7 protein-coding genes and 1 pseudogene are annotated in these 18,848 nt (G+C 68.6%); 4 read left to right on the forward strand and 4 right to left on the reverse strand.

The genetic code is table 11. The features are described from left to right. Positions 1 to 95: 95 nt before the first annotated feature. The 3 genes from ACIF8T_RS00730 to ACIF8T_RS00740 form a co-directional block, all read right to left on the reverse strand. Positions 96 to 953 (reverse strand): siderophore-interacting protein, encoded by an 858-nt coding sequence (locus ACIF8T_RS00730; protein WP_400029700.1) that lies wholly within the window; start codon positions 951 to 953, stop codon positions 96 to 98. A 39-nt stretch (positions 954 to 992) separates the two neighbouring features. Beyond that, a complete protein-coding gene (locus tag ACIF8T_RS00735; protein ID WP_400029702.1) occupies positions 993 to 2,036 on the reverse strand; it encodes an ABC transporter substrate-binding protein in 1,044 nt (347 codons plus the stop codon). Between the two features lie 404 nt (positions 2,037 to 2,440). After that, positions 2,441 to 4,438, reverse strand: coding sequence for a glycosyltransferase (locus tag ACIF8T_RS00740; protein WP_400029704.1), 1,998 nt, complete (start codon positions 4,436 to 4,438; stop codon positions 2,441 to 2,443). A gap of 556 nt (positions 4,439 to 4,994) precedes the next feature. Here ACIF8T_RS00740 and ACIF8T_RS00745 point away from each other — a divergent pair. From ACIF8T_RS00745 to ACIF8T_RS00760, 4 genes are all read left to right on the forward strand, one after another. Continuing rightward, positions 4,995 to 6,398 carry an integrin alpha gene (locus ACIF8T_RS00745; RefSeq protein WP_400029706.1) on the forward strand — a complete coding sequence of 468 codons (1,404 nt, stop codon included), beginning with the start codon at positions 4,995 to 4,997 and terminating at the stop codon, positions 6,396 to 6,398. A 29-nt stretch (positions 6,399 to 6,427) separates the two neighbouring features. Beyond that, complete coding sequence (locus ACIF8T_RS00750) at positions 6,428 to 10,054, forward strand: LamG-like jellyroll fold domain-containing protein (RefSeq protein WP_400029708.1); 3,627 nt, start codon at positions 6,428 to 6,430, stop codon at positions 10,052 to 10,054. Positions 10,055 to 10,149: 95 nt separating this feature from the next. Next, positions 10,150 to 17,046 (forward strand): polymorphic toxin-type HINT domain-containing protein, encoded by a 6,897-nt coding sequence (locus tag ACIF8T_RS00755; RefSeq protein WP_400029710.1) that lies wholly within the window; start codon positions 10,150 to 10,152, stop codon positions 17,044 to 17,046. Positions 17,047 to 17,124: 78 nt separating this feature from the next. Continuing rightward, positions 17,125 to 17,883 carry a hypothetical protein gene (locus tag ACIF8T_RS00760; protein ID WP_400029712.1) on the forward strand — a complete coding sequence of 253 codons (759 nt, stop codon included), beginning with the start codon at positions 17,125 to 17,127 and terminating at the stop codon, positions 17,881 to 17,883. Positions 17,884 to 18,025: 142 nt separating this feature from the next. Here ACIF8T_RS00760 and ACIF8T_RS00765 read toward each other — a convergent pair. Then, positions 18,026 to 18,647, reverse strand: a pseudogene (locus tag ACIF8T_RS00765) (site-specific integrase); the annotation flags it as partial. Positions 18,648 to 18,848: the final 201 nt, after the last annotated feature.

An 18,848-nucleotide genomic window follows, 5' to 3' on the forward strand; every position in this document is an offset into this window, starting at 1 on the left:
AGGTTAGCCTAACCTAAGTTCGACTCGCCAGACCCGGCCCCTGCCGTGATCGCGATCACTCGGCGCCGCGGGTGCCGTGGCGCCGGAGCGCACACCTACTCGCCGCGCGCCCGCAGTTGTTCCTCCGTCAGCCCCTGGCGCCAGTATCCGACGAACGTGACCGAGCGGCGGTCGATCCCGCGCTCGCCCACGAAGTGCCGGCGCAGCCGCTTCATACAGCCGGACTCGCCCGCGATCCAGACGTACGGCCGCTCGGCGTCCGGCAGCCGGGCGGCGCGCAGGACGTCGAGGGCCGACGGGGTGCCGTGCGGCCCGTGCGCGTCGCGCACCAGCCAGGTGATCTCGGCGTCGGCCGCGGTGGGCAGGTCCTGGATGTCCCCGGCGTGCGGCACCTCCAGCCACACCCGGGCGCGGACGCCGGCCGGCAGCGACTCGACGATGGCCGAGGCGGCGGGCACGGCCGTCTCGTCGCCCCAGACCACCACCAGGTCCGTGTCCTCGGGCGGGCGGAAGCGGATCGCCCGGTTGTCGGCGATCGCCGGACCCAGCAGCAGCACCCGGTCCCCGGCCGCGGCCCGCGCGGCCCACCGGGAGGCGGGGCCCGCCTCGGTGGCGGCGCCCGGCTCCACGCCGTGCAGCACGAAGTCGATGTCGATCTCGTCGGGGTCCCGCCGCAGGGCCCGCAGCGTGTACGAGCGCATCACGGCCCGTACGTCGTCCGGGAGTTCCCGCCAGCCCTGCCACCAGCCGTCGCCGAGCTCCAGCGGCACGACCGGCTCGCGCTGCCCCGGACGGGGCAGGAACAGCGACAGCGACTGGTCGCGCCCGTCGGAGTGGAAGGCGTGCAGATCGGGTCCGGCGAAGGTGATCCGGGCCAGGGACGGGCCGAGCCGCCTCGTCCGCACGACCTGGAGGGAGAAGAAGCGGAACGGGGCGGCTACGGCCGTCGTCATGAGTGCTCCTGATGTGTCGTCAGGGGGCCGGTGAGGGGGTCAGCCGACCTTCTTGGCCGTCTCCAGGGCCTCGGCGAGGCTCTCGACCAGCGGCACGCACTTGTCGTAGGACAGGATCGGCTCGGGGGAGCGGGGGATGACCTGGCCGGCCTTGACGGCGGGCAGCTTCTTCCAGGTCGCCTCGGTGATGTCGGCGGGCTGGATGGTCGAGGAACGGTCGTCCATCATGATGATGTCGGCCTTGTACTTGTCGACGTTCTCCCAGCTCAGGGACTCGTACCAGCCGCCGCCCTCGGCCTTGGCCTTCTCCGGCGGCTCGATGAAGTTCACGCCGAGCGCCTTGAAGTACTCCAGGTCGATGGAGAGGTTGGTGCCGGAGACGTAGAACAGTTCCTGGCTCGCGGAACCGGCCATCACCTTGAGGTCGGGGTTCGCCTTGGCGGCCTTGCGCAGCCGCGCGGAGGCCTCCTCGAAGCGCTTCTTGGCGTCGGTGACCTTGGCGGCCGTCATGTCGGCGCCGAGCGACTCGGCCAGCTCCCACATGCGCTGCAGGGGCGCGGTGAGCTGGCGGTCGTAGACGGAGATGCCGACGCTCGGGGCGAGCTTGGCGATCTTCTCCTTGGACGCCTCGGGGACGTACCAGAGGGTGCCGGCGTCGTCGAACATGGTGCTGATCAGCACGTCCGGCGCCAGGGTCGCGTACTTCTCGACGTTGAACTGGTCCCAGGTGTTGCCGAGGACGGTCACCTTGCTGACGTCCATGTCGCCGGCCTGGACGTCGGCCTTGCCGTCCTGCGTCTTGGTCGGGCCGAAGACGCCCTTGACGGAGACGCCGTAGTCGAAGAGGGCCGCGGCGACGCCGGTGAAGGCGACGATGTTCGCGGGGGCCTTGTCGAGCTTGACGGTGGTGCCCCGGTCGTCCTTGAACGTCCAGGGGCCGGAAGCCTTGGCGGAAGCCGTCGAGTCCGAACCGCCGTCCTTGCTGTCGCTGCCGCAGGCGGTCACGAGGGCACCGAGGCCGAGGGCGCCACCGGTGGCGAGGAGTCCGCGACGGGAGAAGCGGGCGGTTCTGGCATTCGACATGGGTGGATCTGCTTTCATGCGTACGGAGCCACTGCGTGCGCACCGGTTGGGCCACTTGGCTGAGTCAGCCTTAGGTTAGCCTAACCTCAGATCTTGTCCAGAGGGGGTCCGGGGGAGACTTCCCCGGCGACGGCCGGGCCATGCCCGGGCGTACGGCCGGCTCCGTCAGGGGCGTGAGGTGCGGGGGGTGCCGGGGGTTCGCCGAGGATCACCCTGTCGCGGTACAGGGCGTCACTGTCGGGGAGTCCAGGGACAAAAAGGGCATAGCCGTCCTGGCCCTGCTCCTGTGGGTGCCTTCGTGACCCTGCGGCTACCGGTCGGCTGTGGTCCTGCGGAAGGGGACCGGACGCCGGGGCGGCGGTGGTGTCGGTCGTGTTCCTGGAGCGGTGGAAGGGTGAGTCGGCCTAGGCCTTGAGGCGACGGGTCACGGCCCGGACGAGGTCGGTCCGCGCGACCTGGAGCCCGAACGCCTCGGACGGTTCATCGGCCGGCTTCGCGTACCAAGGCAGTCCGCGGCGGCGCCACTTGGCCGGGGCGAGGTCGTCGGGCAGCTGGGGGAGGGGCAGGGTCCAGGGCCCCACGCGCAGTTCTCCGGCCCAGACTCCGGCCGGCAGCTCGGCGACCGGCACCCGTACGACGAAGGCGTGATCGGCTTCCGGGGCCGGGTGTGCGGGGAATCGAGCGGTGTCTCCTCGCTCGTTCGCCAGATGGACGGCGAGGTGGCCGTCCGGGAAGGCAGCGAGCGTGCAGCGGCCCGTGAACTCCAGCGTGGCCGGCGCGTCCGGTGCCCAGTTCACGCCGTGGAGACCGAGCTGCGGCAGCACCTCGTGCTTGCACTCGCCGATGTCCAGCGTGAAGTTGCCGTGCGGCTTGGTGGCGTAGAGGGTGACGGCACGCAGTTCTCCGCCGACGTCGACGAGGTGGGTCGCGGGCTTGCCCGAGACGTCGGCGTCCCGCTTGTGGCCGATCCGTACCTCGCGTGTGAGTCCCTGCGCACCGATCACCAGGAAGACGTCCCACAGCCCGTCCCCGAGCGGGTGACCGTCCGCAGCGGTGCCGAGGTCGACGACGGCCTCGAACCCGGCCCTCCCGTAGGCGTACCGCCCCTCGTCCTCATCCTTGCCGAGACCGGGCGTCGCTGTGTGTCTGACGGGAATCCGGTATTCCGAGCCGCCGTCCCTCTCCCGCAGGACGAGCCCGGTGGTCACGTCTTCGGTCGCCACCCGGTGGAGATAGCCGAACCCCGTGAGATGCAGAGCGGTGCCGCGCAGTTCGGCGCGGGTGACACGGTGGCGGACCCCCAACTGGCCGGTGACGTCGTAGCAACGGTCGGGGATGGCGCGAGCGGGGTCGCGCAGGTACGGGTAGCGGGCGTAGGCGCGGCCGCCGTCGAGGAGTACCGGGGTGGCGACTTTGCTCCGTGCCAGCTCGTCCTCGAACCGGATCAGTTCCAGCACCTCGTCGAGCATGACGTGGCGTACGAGATGCAGGCGCAGGCGGGCCATCGCGGACAGGCGGTCGTTCAATCCGTCGTGCCAGAGCGGGGCGATGATCTCGGCCAGGCGGCGCAGGAGCTTCTCCTGCCGGGGGCGAGGCTCCTGCACCAGACCCTCGAGAACCTGCCGCACGTCGACGGTCAGATGGCGGTGGGCCAGGTGGTCGCGTCCCGGTCCGGACGGCACCTGCTCCAGGAGCATGTCGACCATGCGGGGCAGGAACTTCAGACGGCGCTCGGTGACACCGGTCTGCAGGGTGATGTTTCCGCTGTCCTCGCGCTCCACCCAGAACAGGCAGTCGTAGTCCGCGAGGACCGAGATCCCGGTCGCGTGCAGATAGGCCGGGGCCACGAACAGTTGGTCCTCGCCGATCTTCAGGTCGGTCGGGAAACGGAGTTCCAGCCGTTCCAGCAAGGCGCGACGGAACAGTTTCATGGGGTTGAGCGTCCAGTAGACGCGGGACGAGAACACGTCGGTCTTCGGCTGGTTGCGCCGGAACATCGAGGTCGGCGCCTCGCGGCCGCCGACGCCCACCATCTTGCCGAGCACGATGTCCGTGCCGTTGTCCTCCGCCATGGCGACCATGCGCTGCAGGGCCTCCGGCCCGAGGTGGTCGTCGGCGTCCAGGAAGAAGACGAACGTTCCCCGCGCGTGGTCGAGACCGGCGTTGCGCGGGGCCGAAGGGCCACCTGAATTGTCTTGGTGAATGACCCGCAGAAGGTTCGGATAGAGGCCTGCGAGCCGGTCGAGTTCCTCGCTGGTCCCGTCGGTCGAGCCGTCGTCGACCGCGACGATTTCCAGCGCTTCCTGTCCGATGCTCTGTCCGGCGACGGAAAGAACGCAACGCGTTATATAAGGCATTGCGTTGTAAGCGGCGATGATCACCGAAACGGTCGGGCCGGTCATGGTTGTGCTCTCCCAGAAATGCGGGGCCCACACCCCGCTTTTCGTGGGCCCGCAATCGGGCTTTTGTTCAGCCTTGAAATGCCGCTTATTCGGGGAACGGTGCCATGAGGACTGCGAAGATAACATGAATCGCCCGTACCTGCAGGGTGACCACTCGGTGAAGGGGTGGCGCAAGACTGTTTTCAGCCGTCGATCCTGCTGGCGATATGTCCGTTTCAATGCGGAATGATTGCTTCCGATTCATTGCGCCGCAGAAGGTGGCACACATCACCTCTCGGGTGAGTGTCGGCTACATTCAGCGCTCCATTCGAGGCTTGACAGTCTTTACTCGGCCCGTATTTAGTCTGCCTTTACAACTTACACAGAGCAGGCTGGGGAGAGTCTGCCAAATCGGCCCAAGGGGTGGGGTGTGCGTACGCGTACGCGTCTTGCCGGTGTCCTCGCGGCATCGGCAAGCGCTTTTGTGATGGCGGCAGGGGGTGTGCCGCTGGCTTCGCAACAGGCCGCGGCCGCCACCTGTTCCGCGGGAACGTCGAGTGACTTCAACGGCGACGGGGTGACCGACACGGTCATCGCCGACCCGAACGCCACGGTGAACGGGGCCAAGGGCGCGGGCCTGGTGCGCGTGGTGCTCGGCGGCGGCAAGGGTGTATCGGAGATCTCCCAGGCGACCAGCGGCATGGCCGCCACCGCGGAGGCCGGTGATCACTTCGGCTTCTCGCGCACGACCTACGACGCGGACGGCGACGGCTGCACCGACCTGGTGGTCGGCACCCCGTACGAGGACGTGGCCAAGGACGGCGCGCAGCTGGCGGATGCCGGAGCCGTCTACGTGATCCACGGGACGCCGACCGGTATCGGCGCGGGTTCGCGGATCGTGGGTTACACCCAGGGAGAGCTCGACCCCGTCACCTCCACCGAGGCCTACGACTGGTTCGGATACGCGGTGAAGGCCGGCAGTACGGCGAGCGGGTCTCCCTACCTGGTCGTCGGCGTGCCCGGAGAGAACGTCACCGAGGACGGGAAGACGTACGCCGACGCCGGTTGTGTCGAGTACGTGCAGGGTTCGGTCAAGGTCCCGGTGAGCCAGAAGGACCCGGGTGTTCCCGGCAACGTCGAGGCGCACGACCGCTTCGGCTACTCGCTGACGGGGACGAATCGTTTCTTCGCGGTGGGTACGCCAGGTGAGGCCATCGGAGACGCGAAATTCGCGGGGGGCGTCACCGTCTTCAACCACACGCTGTCCGCTGGCCTGCCGACCGCTCTCCTGGGACTCGATCAGGACAGCGTCGGTGCCAGCGGCGTCGCCGAGGCGAACGACGGCTTCGGCACGTCGATCTCCATGACGAACTACCGGCCCAGCGGACAGACGTACAACTCGGACGCACTCCTGGCCGTGGGCATCCCCGGTGAGGACGTCGGCACGACGGCCGACGCGGGCAGTGCCGCGGTGTTCCGCGTCCAGCCGTCCGGCGCGTACACGGAGACGGCGGAGATCGACGCCGCGGATCTCGGGGAAACACCGGCGGCCGGCGACTTCATGGGACAGCGTGTGACGATCGCCAACACCGACACCAATGTCGTGACGACGTCCGCGACGGTGCGCCTCGCGGTCGGCGTCCCGGGCCGGGACACCTCCTCGGTCAAGGACGCGGGTGCCGTCCGCGTCCTGCGGCCACTGGACACGGCCATCGGCTGGACCGACAAGATCCTCGTCCGCGGCTCAGGGCTGCCCGGCACCGCCACCGCCCGCGACTACAACGGCCTGGCCCTGTCTTCGGGCTCCAGCAACCTCTACGTCGGAGTTCCGTACAGCAAGGCGTCCGACTCCTCCAAGGGTGTGCTCTACGTCCTGCCGTGGACGGACGTCGACGGCACGACCACTGCCGGCGCCACCACCTACCTGCCGGGCACCGGCGGGCTGCCCGATCAGGGCGTGGCGTTCGGAACGGTCGGATGAGCGGGACGGGAAGAAGGAAGCGCACCGCCGTGAGGACCTACATGGCCGGCAAACGCCGTACGACTGCCGTCGCCACAGCGCTTGCGGCCTTGCTGGCGTCCGGCGCGAGCGGCGTGCCCGCTGTCGAGCGTGCGGCCGCCTCGGAGGCGGTCACCGAGCAGAGCACCGGCAGCCCGGCGCTCAGCCCGGCCGAAGCCCAGGCCGAGGCCGCGAAGTCCGACGAGCCGGTGGAGATGCTCAGCCTGCGCGACGAGCGCAGCACCACCGTCGCCAACCCGGACGGGACCTTCACCAGCACCGAGTACGTCCAGCCCGTCCGAGTCCGCAAGGACGACGGGTGGACGGACGTCGACACCACACTGGTCGAGCAGAAGAACGGCACCTTCGCGCCGAAGGCCGCCGTGACCGCGATGTCCTTCTCCGGCGGCGGTGACACGACCTTCGCCGCGATCGAGAAGGACGGGCGTACGCTCGCCCTGGACTGGCCGGGCAAGCTGCCCAAGCCGAAGGTCGACGGCTCCACCGCCACCTATGCAAGCGTCCTGCCCGGGGTCGACCTCAAGGTCACCGCGAGCACGGAGGGCTTCTCGCACGTGCTGGTGGTCAAGAACGCCGAGGCGGCGGCCAACCCCGACCTCGTCGACCTTCACCTGCCGGTCGACAGCTCGTCGCTCGAGCTCACGGAGTCCGCCGACGGAGGGCTGACGGCCACCGACAGCGGGGCCGGCGGCGTCGTCTTCGAGGCGCCGCAGCCGGTGATGTGGGACTCCAGCCACACGACGGCCGCAGGACCGTCTCCGTCCCCCTCGCCGGAAGACGCGCAGGCGGACGCGGTGACGCCGCCGGACGGCGCTCAGGTGGCCGACGTCGACGTGGACCTTGCGTCGGACGCCCTGGTCCTCACTCCCGACAAGGAGATGCTGACCGACGCGGACACCGTCTATCCGGTCTACATCGACCCCGTCGTCAAGACCGCCAACCGCAGCGGCTGGACCATGGTGTCCTCGTACTACTCGTCTTCCGAGTTCTGGAAGTTCGACGACGACGAGGGCGTGGGCCGGTGCCCGTCCGACGTGTCGTACCGCTGTTCCAGCAGTTCCGACGTCAAACGGCAGTTCTTCGCGATCCCGACCGGCGGCTTCGAGGGCAAGGACATCATCAGCGCCGAGTTCGCCGTGACGATGGTGCACACCTACAGCGACTCGGCGCGTGAAGTGCAGCTGGCCCGTGTCAACAGCACGGGCGCCAGTGCCATCAACTCGTCCACGAACTGGTCCAACCAGCCCTCCTCGAAGGACACGATCGCCACCAAGTCGCCGACGAACCCGGCCGGATCCTGCACGGCGACCAACCAGAACGTCCGTTTCGGGGTGACGGGTACGGTCCAGAAGGCCGCGGACAGCGGCTGGGACACCACCACCTTCCGGCTCAGGGCGGGCAGCGAGAGCGACACCTCGTACTGGAAGCGGTTCTGCGGGAACGCGCTTCTCTCGGTGACCTACAACCGGCCGCCGCTGCAGCCGGACCAGGACGCCCTCAGCATGACGCCCGGCGACACGTGCGAGTACGGGCGGGCCACCGAGCACTACGTGACCGAGGCGCCCACCCTGAACGCGGTCATCAAGGACTACGACCACCGCGACACCGGCGCGTCCGAGCAGGTGTACGCCGAGTTCAAGGTCTGGTGGACGAACAGTTCCGGTGCGGAGGTGGTCCACTACGCGAGGACGGTCAAGAAGGGCACCATCGACGCGGGCAATGACCAGATCGGCCAGCAAGCCTTCACGTACAGGGTCGGCAGCGATGTGTCGGGCGATGGCGAGCCGGGCTTCTCCCTCCCCTTGAACACCACGATCGCGTGGGCGGTCCGCGGTCATGACAACGCGTCGCCCGGTCCGTGGTCCACCGACGGCGACCAGACCCGCTGCGAGTTCATCTTCGACGACAAGCAGCCGAAGGCCGCCGTCATCACGTCATCCGAGTACCCGAGCGACGAAGAGTGGCATGTGGGCGTGGGTGACTACGGCAACTTCACCATGGACTCACCGAGCTCGGACGTGGTGGAGTACAGGTACTACTTCACCGGCCCGCAGGCGGACACCAGGCCGAGAACAGTGGCCGCCTCATCGGCCGGCGGTCCGGCGACCATCCGCTGGATGCCGCCGAGCGAGGGTCCGTTCAACCTGCACGTCACCGCGGTCGACGGCGCGGGGAACGACCAGCGGACGCGGACCAGTCATGCCTTCCTGGTCAGTGACGGCCGGGCTCCGGTCGCGGCGTGGACGCTCGGTGACCCCAAGGGTGCCGCGAAGGCCGCGGGCAGCGGTGGCGCGCCCGACGCCACGGCCGGACCGGGAGTGACCTTCGGAGCCAAGGGACCGCTGGGCTCCGCCGACACCGCGGCGTCGTTGGACGGGACCGAGAACGCCTACCTCGACGCGGGCGCGTCCGCGGTCGACACCAGCGGCAGCTTCTCCGTGGGTGCCTGGGTGATGCTCCCGTCGTTGCCCACCGAGAACGTCACCGTCGTCAGCCAGGACGGCACCGGGCAGCCCGGCTTCGAGCTGGGCTACGACGTGGACAGCGCGTCGTGGACCTTCCGGATCCCGGTCAGCGACGTCGAGTCCCTCGGCACGTGGAAGGTCTCCGGTGCGGCGGCCGTGCCCCAGACCTGGACGCACCTCATCGGTGTCTACGACGCCGAACTGGCCAAGATGATGCTGTACGTCAACGGCGTCCTCGTCGCCGACGACGTCCAGGCCCGGCACACCACGTGGAACGCCACCGGGGCCCTGCAGATCGGTCGCAAGATCTCCCTGGACGGTTACACCAACCACCTCAAGGGCAGCGTCGCCGACGTCAAGCTCCACGACCGGGTGATCCCCCCGACCGAGGGGCACGACCTCGGGGGCATCCGGCCCAGTCAGCTCGCCTACTGGCAGATGGACCAGGCGACGAACGGCGTCTCCCCGGAGACGGCGGGCGGCACGGGTCTGACCCTCGGCGGCGGTGCCGCCGTCTACGTGCCGGACGAGTCCTGCGACCCCGCGGCCGACCCGGAGTGCACGCCGCCGGCCGCGCCTCTGCGAGGTGACGGACATCTGGCCCTGAACGGCACCAGCGCCTACGCGACGCGTCCCCAGGGACCGCTGCCCGCGCAGGACAGCTTCACCCTGACCGCCCGTGCCCGGCTCACCTCGGCGAACGCGGCCACGGACCAGACGGTGCTGTCCCTGACGGGAGCCAACAGCAGTGCGATCAGGGTGAGGTACAGCGCGGCAGACGCCCGCTGGCAGCTCGTCGTGACCGGCGGCGACTCCGCCACCCCGGTGGTCACCACGGTCCTCGACAACGGCCCCGCGCCCAACACGATGGGGATCGGCGACCACCTCGCGCTGGTCTACAACGCGGTCTTCGGCGAGGCGCTCCTGTACGTCAACGGTGACGTGGCCGCCAAGGCGGCCTGGGACAACACCTGGAACTTCAGCACGACGAGCCTTCAGGTCGGCCGGACACTGTCCGGGACGGCGGCGAAGGAGCACTTCTCGGGTGCCGTCGACGAGGTCCGCATGTACCAGGGTCCCCTGGACGCCTCCATGGTGCCGATCGTCGCGGCTCTGCCCGGCGGCGCCAGCATCCAGGAGACCTCGGCCTGACCCACGGATCCGAAGGGGCGAGCGGCACGGAGCCGCTCGCCCCCCACCCCTGCCTTTCCGCTGTCCTCCGCATCCCTCAATCCGATGGAGATGTCATGTCCTCGCCCCCTTGGTTCCGGTCGGCCAGACCGGCCTGGCGCAATGGCCGCCGTCGCGCGGCGATCGTGCTGGGTCTGGCCCTGTCGGTGGGCTTGCTTCCGCAGTACGGCCCGGAAGCCGCCGCCGACACAGGCGCGACCAGGCCGAAGGCCCAGACCGACCTCGACGACCCGGTGCGTGGCAAGAACGCCGAGCCCAGGGTCTTCAAGAAGACCGACGAGGCTCGCAAGGCCGCGGTCGAACAGGCCGACCATGTGCGCTGGCCCAAGGCGGCGCGCGCCGACGTCACTCTGTCCGGCAAGGCGGCCAAGGCCGGCGACCTGCCGGTGACCGCCGAGGCGGCAGGCGGGGCGAAGGCCGCCGAGTCGATCCGCGTCGAAGTCCTCGGCCGCAAGGCGGTCAAGGCGGCGGGCGTCGACGGCGTCCTGTTCACCGTCGCCCGCACCGACGGCGAGACCGCCAAGGGCCCCGCTCGCCTGACGCTGGACTACTCGGACTTCGCGCATGCCTACGGTGGCGGCTACGGCTCCCGGCTCCGCCTCGCGCAGTACCCGGCGTGTGTGCTGACGACCCCGGAGAAGAAGGGGTGCTCGACCCCCACGTACGTCAAGAGCACCAACAACGCCGTGCAGCAGACGCTGACGGCGACCGTCAACGCCGCCGGCGACAGTTCCGGTCCCCGTACTCAGCTGATCGAGGCGGAGTCGGGCACCTCCTCCGCCACCGTCCTGGCGGCCACGGCGGGCAGTGCGGGTGACGGAGGCGACTACAAGGCGACCGGCCTCTCCGCGTCGTCCGAGTGGGGCGTCGACACGAGGTCGGGCGCGTTCACCTGGTCGTACCCGGTGACCACGCCCCCCGTCCCCGGCGGTCTGCAGCCCAGCGTCGGGCTGGGCTACAACTCCCAGTCGATCGACGGCCAGACGGCGACCACGAACAACCAGGGCTCCTGGGTCGGACAGGGCTTCTCCTACGAACCCGGCCACATCGAGCGCCGGTACAAGCCCTGCGCCGACGACGGCCACGACAAGACCTACGGCGACCAGTGCTGGGCGTACGACAACGCCACCCTCGCCCTGGCCGGCGGCACCTCCGGAGAGATCGTCAAGGACGACACCACGGGCGAGTGGCGGATCAGCAACGACGACAACTCCAAGGTCGAGCGCCTGACCGGGACGACCAACGGCGACAACAACGGTGAGCACTGGAAGGTCACCACGGGTGACGGCACCCAGTACTTCTTCGGCCTGAACCGCCTGCCCGGTTACGCCAGCGGGAACGAGGAGACGGGTTCCACCTGGACCGTCCCGGTCTACGGCGACGACTCCGGCGAGCCCTGCTACAACGCCACGTTCGCCAGCGCCCATTGTGCGCAGGCCTGGCGCTGGAACCTCGACCACGTCATCGACCGGCACGGCAACGCGATGTCGTTCTTCTACGGCAAGGAGACGAACCACTACACCCAGGGTCTGAAGACGGCCGAGAACGGCAAGGCCTACACCCGTGGCGGCTACCTCAAGCGCATCGACTACGGCCAGCGCGAGGGGAAGGCGTACACGACGAAGCCGGCCGCCCAGGTCGTCTTCACCACCGCCGAGCGCTGCATCGGCAGCCTGACCGACTGCGAGGCCGCCGACCTCACGGACGCGACGGCCGCCGACTGGCCGGACGTCCCCTGGGACCAGAACTGCAAGGCCGACACGAAGTGCGAGGGCCAGAACTCGCCCACGTTCTGGACGCGCAAGAAGCTCACCAAGGTCACCACGCAGATCCGCACGGGCGACGCCACCTACTCCCCGGTCGACGAGTGGCGGCTCACCCACATCTTCACCGACAACGGTGACGGCTCGAAGTCGCTGTGGCTGGACCGCATCGACCACACCGGAAAGGTCGGCACCGACACGTCCGTGCCGTCCGTCGAGCTCTACGGCACCCAGCTCCCCAACCGCGTCGACGTGGCCGGCGACAACATCCAGCCCTTCCACCGCCACCGCCTGACCGGCGTGAAGAACGAGTCGGGCGGCGCGCTCAGCGTCAACTACGCCCCGGCGGAGTGCACGGCGAGCAGCCTGCCCGCCGAGGACTCCTCCACCAAGCGCTGCTTCCCGGTGAAGTGGAACCCGCCGGGCGTCGAGGACCCGATCGTCGACTGGTTCCACAAGTACGTCGTCGAGTCGGTCGTCGAGACCGACCTGACCGGCGGCGGCAGGGACCAGGTCACTTCGTACACGTACCTCGGCGACGCGGGCTGGCGAAAGGCGAGGGCCGACGGCATCACCAAGTCCGAGTACCGCACCTGGGGCGACTGGCGCGGTTACGGCAAGGTACGGGTCGTCACGTCCGACGGCACCAATTCACCGTCCAACACCAGGACGGAGCACGTCTTCTTCCGCGGTCTGCACGGCGACGTGGACGCGAGCGGTGCGACGCGCTCCGCGACGGTGACCGACTCCACCGGCGTCTCGCACGAGGACTCGGAGTGGAAGGCCGGCCGGGAGCTGGAGACGATCACGTACAACGGCTCCGACATCACCCAGAAGTCGGTGACCACTCCCTGGACCGCGGTGACGGCGACCTCCACCAAGGACTGGGGCACGCGCAGGGCCCGCTACGTCGCGAGCGGGACGACCAACTCCTACGTCGCGCTCGCCGTCGGAGGCTGGCGCCACACCCGGTCGATCACCACGTACGACTCCAAGACGGGGCGCGTGACCCAGGTCAACGACGTGGGCGAGATCGGCGTAGCCGACAACGAGTGCACCCGTGTCGAGTACGCGGACAACGCGAGCCGGCACATGTACACGTACGTCTCCCGCCAGGAGACGGTCAGCGTCGAGTGCGCCGCCACCCCCAACCGTCAGAGCCAGGTCATCTCGGACGATCTGACCTTCTACGACGGCTCCACCACGCTGGGAGCCGCCCCCGTCAAGGGCGACGCCACCACGATCAAGCGGCTGGTCTCCCACGACGGGACGACGGCGAAGTACCAGACGACCGCCGTCACGACGTACGACGACTACGGCCGCCCGCTGGTGGTGAAGGACGCGGAGACCGCCGCCTCCTCCACCGCCTACACGACGTCGACCACGTACACGGACACCTTCGGCCTGGCCACGAAGTCGGTCGTGACGAACAGGCTGGGGTGGACGGCCTCGACCGAGTACGCGCCCCACTGGGGCGTCCCCAAGGTCAAGGTCGACCAGAACAACAGGCGCACCGAGATGGCCTACGACGGCCTGGGCCGCCTGACGTCGGTGTGGTTCCCCGACCGCATCGGCATGAGTCCGTCGGTCAAGTACTCCTACGTGGTCCGCGGGGACGACGGCCCGACCGCCGTGCACACCCAGAAGATCGAGAACGGGGCCACCTCGTACGGCAGCGAGTGGACGCTCTACGACGGTCTGCTCAGGCCGCGCCAGGAGCAGACGGAGGGTCCCGGAGGCGGTCGCATGGTCGCCGACACCCGCTACGACGGTTCCGGTCGCGTGGTGCAGACCAACCAGACCTACTACGCCTCCGGTGCTCCCTCCTCGACGCTCTTCCAGCCGGTCAACGCGGACCTCGACGCGCAGACGGTCACGGAGTACGACGGCGCCGGCCGGGTCACGGCCTCCGTCTTCAAGGTGCAGGGAGCGGAGCGGCACCGCACGACGTACGCGCACGGCGGGGACCGGGTCACCACCACGCCGCCGGCCGGTGGCGTGAAGACGACGGTCGTCAAGGACGCCCGGGACCGGACCACGACCCAGATCCAGTACCCCGAGGGCGGGAGCGCGGTCACCACGTCCTACGCCTACACGCCGGCCGGTCAGCTGCGGAAGGTGACCGACACCGCCGGGAACCTGTGGACGTACACGTACGACCAGCTGGGGCGCAAGAAGACGGCGGTCGACCCGGACACGGGCACGTCGGCGTTCACCTACGACGACCTGGACCGTCAGACGTCCGTGACGGTCAACGGCGACAAGACCTCCACGAAGTACGACGAACTGGGCCGCGCGGTCTCCACCTGGCAGGGCGAGCCGGACACCGGTACCAGGCTGTCGCTGACGAAGTACGACACGTTCGCGAAGGGCGAGCTGTACGGCGTCTACACCTACAAGGACGGCGCGGTCCACTCCTCGGTGACCTACCCCGCCCTCGACCCGAACAACGACTTCAAGCCGGTCTCGACGAAGTACTACCTGTCGAAGACGGCCGAGCCCGAGCTGGGCGGCACCTACGAGTTCACCACCGAGTACAACGACGACGGCACCATGAAGGCCCAGGGCCTTCCGGCGGCCGGTGACCTGCCCGGTGAGGCCCTGGGCTTCGCCTACGACGAACTGCAGCGGCCGGACGGGCTCAACACGTCGCTCGGCGGACTCAAGTACGTCACCGATGCGTCGTACTCGCCGACGTCCGACCTGGAGCAGGTGGAGCTCTTCACGGGCGAGTCGACGGCGCGGAAGACCTGGATCAACAACACCTTCGAAGCGGGCACGCACCGTCTGACCCGCGGAAGCGTGACGGTGGAGGGCGCGTCGAGCACCGCGTACAACGCGAACTACACGTACAACGCGGCCGGTGACATCCTCTCCATCGCCGACACGCCCGCCAACGGCGCGAAGGACGTGCAGTGCTTCGCCTACGACGGCCTGCGCCGCCTCACCGACGCGTGGACCTCGTCGCTGTCGCCGAACGGAGCCAAGGGCACGGGAAGCGCGGACGCGGCCTGCACGTCGGGGGCCTCGTCCTCGACCGTGGGCGGAGCGTCTCCGTACTGGACGGAGTACGACTACGACGCGATCGGCAACCGCAAGAGTGAGGTCCGCCACGGGCTGAACGGTGCCCCGACCAGGACCCGGACGTACACGTACGGAGAGGGCTCGGGCCCGAACGGCACGAACTCCGGTCCGCACACGGTCTCGTCGGTCGTGGAGACGACCGAGGCGACGAGCACGACGCCCGCCGTCACGTCCCAGGACACCTACACGTACGACGTGTCGGGCCACACCAGGACGCGGGTCCTCGGCGGCGACACCCAGACCCTGGACTGGGACAAGCAGGGTGAGCTGACGAAGGTCACCAACGCCGACGGCACGGTGACGCAGTACAAGTACGACGCGTCGGGCGAGCGGATCCTCCGGGACACCTCCGGTGAGAAGACGTTCTACCTGCCGGGCATGGAGCTGCGCCTGGACAAGGCCACGGCCAAGGTGACGGCGACCCGTTACTACTCCTTCGCCGGCACGACCGTCGCGATGCGGGACGCGAGCGGCGTCCACTACCTCGCCTCGGACCATCAGGGCACGGCACAGCTGGCGATCGACGCCAAGACCGGCGAGACGACCCGCCGCCGCATGGACCCCTTCGGGAACAGGCGTGACGAGTCGACGTCGTCCTCTTCCGGCTGGGTGAACGACAAGGGCTTCGTGGGCGGCACCGTCCAGGAGTCCACGGGACTGACCACGCTCGGAGCACGCGAGTACGACGCCGACACGGGCCGCTTCATCTCGGCGGACCCGCTGATCGACTACAGCGACCCGCAGCAGATCAACGGCTACTCCTACAGCAACAACAGCCCGGTCACGCTGTCCGACCCCAGCGGTCTGGCGCCCGACGACTGTGTGCTGACCGGCATCACCTGCTCGCTGACCAAGGACGGCTGGGAGGTCAAGGCGACCGACACGTACTACGAGTACTACAGCGTCCAGAAGCCGAAGGAGTCGACGGCCGAGTACAGGGCCCGCGAGCAGAAGGCAGCGGCCGAGGCGGCCAAGCAGCGGGCGATCGCCATCGCCAAGGAACTGGCGCAGATCACCGCGGACGAGCTCGGGCTCACCGACGCTCTCGACTGCTTCACCACCGGAGCCCTCGGCTCCTGCGGAGCCACGGCACTCAACGTCGTGTCCTCCTTGCTGGCCGGCGGTCCCATGGCCCGCCTGGCCGTGAAGTACTGGAACAAGATGGACAAGGCCTGGGCATTGGTGAAGCGGATCACCAACCTGGGCCGGAAGCTGTGGGAAGCCTTCGGGGACTGGCGGAAGAGCAGCAGGGCCGCGCGTTCGACCTGCGACGTCGAGGACAACAGCTTCACGCCCGGGACGAAGGTCCTGATGGCCGACGGATCCCACAAGGCGATCAAGGACGTCGACATCGGCGACAAGGTCTTGGCCACGGATCCGGAGACCGGGGAGACGACGGTCGAGACGGTCACGGCCGAGATCAAGGGGCACGGGCTCAAGCACCTCGTCAAGGTCACCATCGACGTCGACGGTGACAAGGGCACGAAGACCACGTCGGTCACCGCGACCGACGGCCATCCCTTCTGGGTCGCCGAACTGGGCGAATGGATCGACGCCACCGACCTGACATCGGGCGAGTGGCTGCGCACCAGCGCCGGGACGCACGTCCAGATCACCAAGGTCAAGCGCTGGACTGTCGCATCGGCGACGGTGCACAACCTGACTGTCAGTGATCTGCATACGTACTATGTGGTGGCGGGCGCCACGCCAATCCTGGTTCACAACTGCAACGTATCGCTGAGTCAGAGGGAGGCGAATACGCTGCGCGTCGGTCCTCATGCCGATGAGTCGGTGCCTGCGACCGGGCCGGTCGTTACCTCGGAGCAGAGTGCGGCCATGCAGGGAAGGCCATGCCACTCCTGCGGTGGGAGCAGTCCGACGATGACGGGTGACCACCAGCCGTCTACTGGAATTGGACCGACTAGCCTTCCGCGCAGCCTGTTTCCTCACTGTGAAACGTGCAGTGATACTCAGGCGGTTGCTGTATCGAAAGCCCAGCAGATGCTGCGCAATCACGGCTATCACGATCCCACGTTTGCGGGGCTACCAGGGATTCCGAGTGCAGCTGAGAAGCTAGCGGAGCTACTGCCAGGCCATACGCGGTAGTAGGGTCAGGGTGCGCCCGGTTGGCGATGGCGCTGACCGGGTGCACCATCAAATTCAGATCTGGTAGTTGGCGGAGAAATGCTCATCGGTAGTGCCGAGCTCTACTTGAACCATCGCGTGATCCGTATTGGATCGACAGCCCCTCCGGAGGAGGTTCTGGCGCTGGCCGGTGCGCCACTGGTGGCGTCTAGGAGTCACGTCCAGATCGCCGCACGTGCGCAGGTGGGGCTGGTCCGGGTCAGGCTGTGGAACAGGGCTGGCCCGGCCGAAGGCAGCGTCCTGTTCGACGGAGACCTGGTGCTCGACGACGGGGCCGTCGGAGTCGGCGACATCCTCGGCGTGTCACGTTTCGTGCAGAACGTCGGGGATCCTGGCGTGCATCACATCCGAGTCGCTGTCGATGACCCCGGGATTGCTTCCCGTGTCGACGTAGTTATCGATTCCGGACGCGACGGGCAAGCACTGACAAGCGTGGACGGTTACCCGCTGCCCCAGTTTGTAGTAGCCGATAATTTCAATCTCGGTAAGTCTGATGAACTTGGACTGATTCTTTCGGCTCACGATATGCCGCACAATCGCCTTGCCGCCTCGTTCAAGGTGATCAAGCTGGCCTCGGAGTCAGATCCTTTGGACCGCGTGGAAATCCTCAGGGAATTTCGAATGCGCATGGTCTGCGAGTGGCTTAGGTGGCTCGCCCCCGTGGCCTCTGCGGATGCAGTGTCTGCGATGGCCGGTTACATGTCCGAACGTCTGGATGGAACGGCGACGGTAGGTCTCGACCACGCTTCAGCAGAGCTCGCTGCGGATGTACTTGCCCGGCTGTCCGGTGACCGCTAGTAGATGTTGCGCTGCTAGGGATCGTGACCAGTAGCAAATTTTAGCCCCGCCGAGCTGTGTGCGGCGGGGCTAATTTACCGCCTGACGGCAGTAGTTGACGGCAACGGCGGCGGACACAGTGGTGTCCGCCGCCGTCTGACTGTCAGGGGCGGATGAGCGCGTGGCCGAGCAGGTCGATGGCGTCGCGCTGAAGGCGGATGCGTACGTGGGCGTAGACGGTGGTGGTGACGCCGATGTGGGCGTGGCCGAGGAGTTCCTTGATCACGACGAGTTCGACGCCCTGTTCGAGGAGCAGGCTGGCGGTCGAGTGCCGGAGGTCGTGGAAGCGAACGCGGCGGAGCCCAGCCTGGTCGAGGAAGCTGCGGAAGTGGCGGTGAGGTTGGCGGGGTCGAGAGGCCGGCCGGTAGGGGTGGTGAAGATGAGGCCGCTGTCCCGCCGGGCTGACCCTGCGGTCTCGTGCTCCGTGTCCTGCTGCTGTTTGTGCTCCTTGGGGGAGTGGATGCATTCGGTCGGGAGCGCGATACGGCGCTCGGACGCCCGGGTCTTGGTGGGCAGGTGCGTGAAGTCGCTGGTGCGGGTGCGCTGGAGCGAGTGGCGGATGGCGGCGGTGCCTGCGTTGAGGTCGAGGTCTTCTCAGCACAGGCCGAGGAGTTCGCCTCGCGGAGTCCGGAGTCCGATGTGCAGGGCGGGTTCGAACAGGGTGGGCAGCCAATGGCTTTGGGTGGTGAGGAGTCGGCGGTTTCGTTGGCGGTGAGGGGTTCGAAGCAGTAGGACCGGAAGGTGGGGGGGGGGCCGCCCCCCCGCCCCCCCCCCCCCCCCCAAACCCCCCCCCCCCCCCCCCCCCCCCCCCCCCCCCCCCCCCCCGCCCCCCCCCGCGCGCGGCGGGGGCCCCCCCCCCCCCCGCCCCCCGCGGCCCGGCGACGCCCCCGCGGTCCGACCGGCCGTTTCCAGGCCTCGTGGTGCGC

The sequence above is a fragment of the Streptomyces sp. NPDC085946 genome, from assembly GCF_044540485.1.
Taxonomy (GTDB): Bacteria; Actinomycetota; Actinomycetes; order Streptomycetales; family Streptomycetaceae; genus Streptomyces.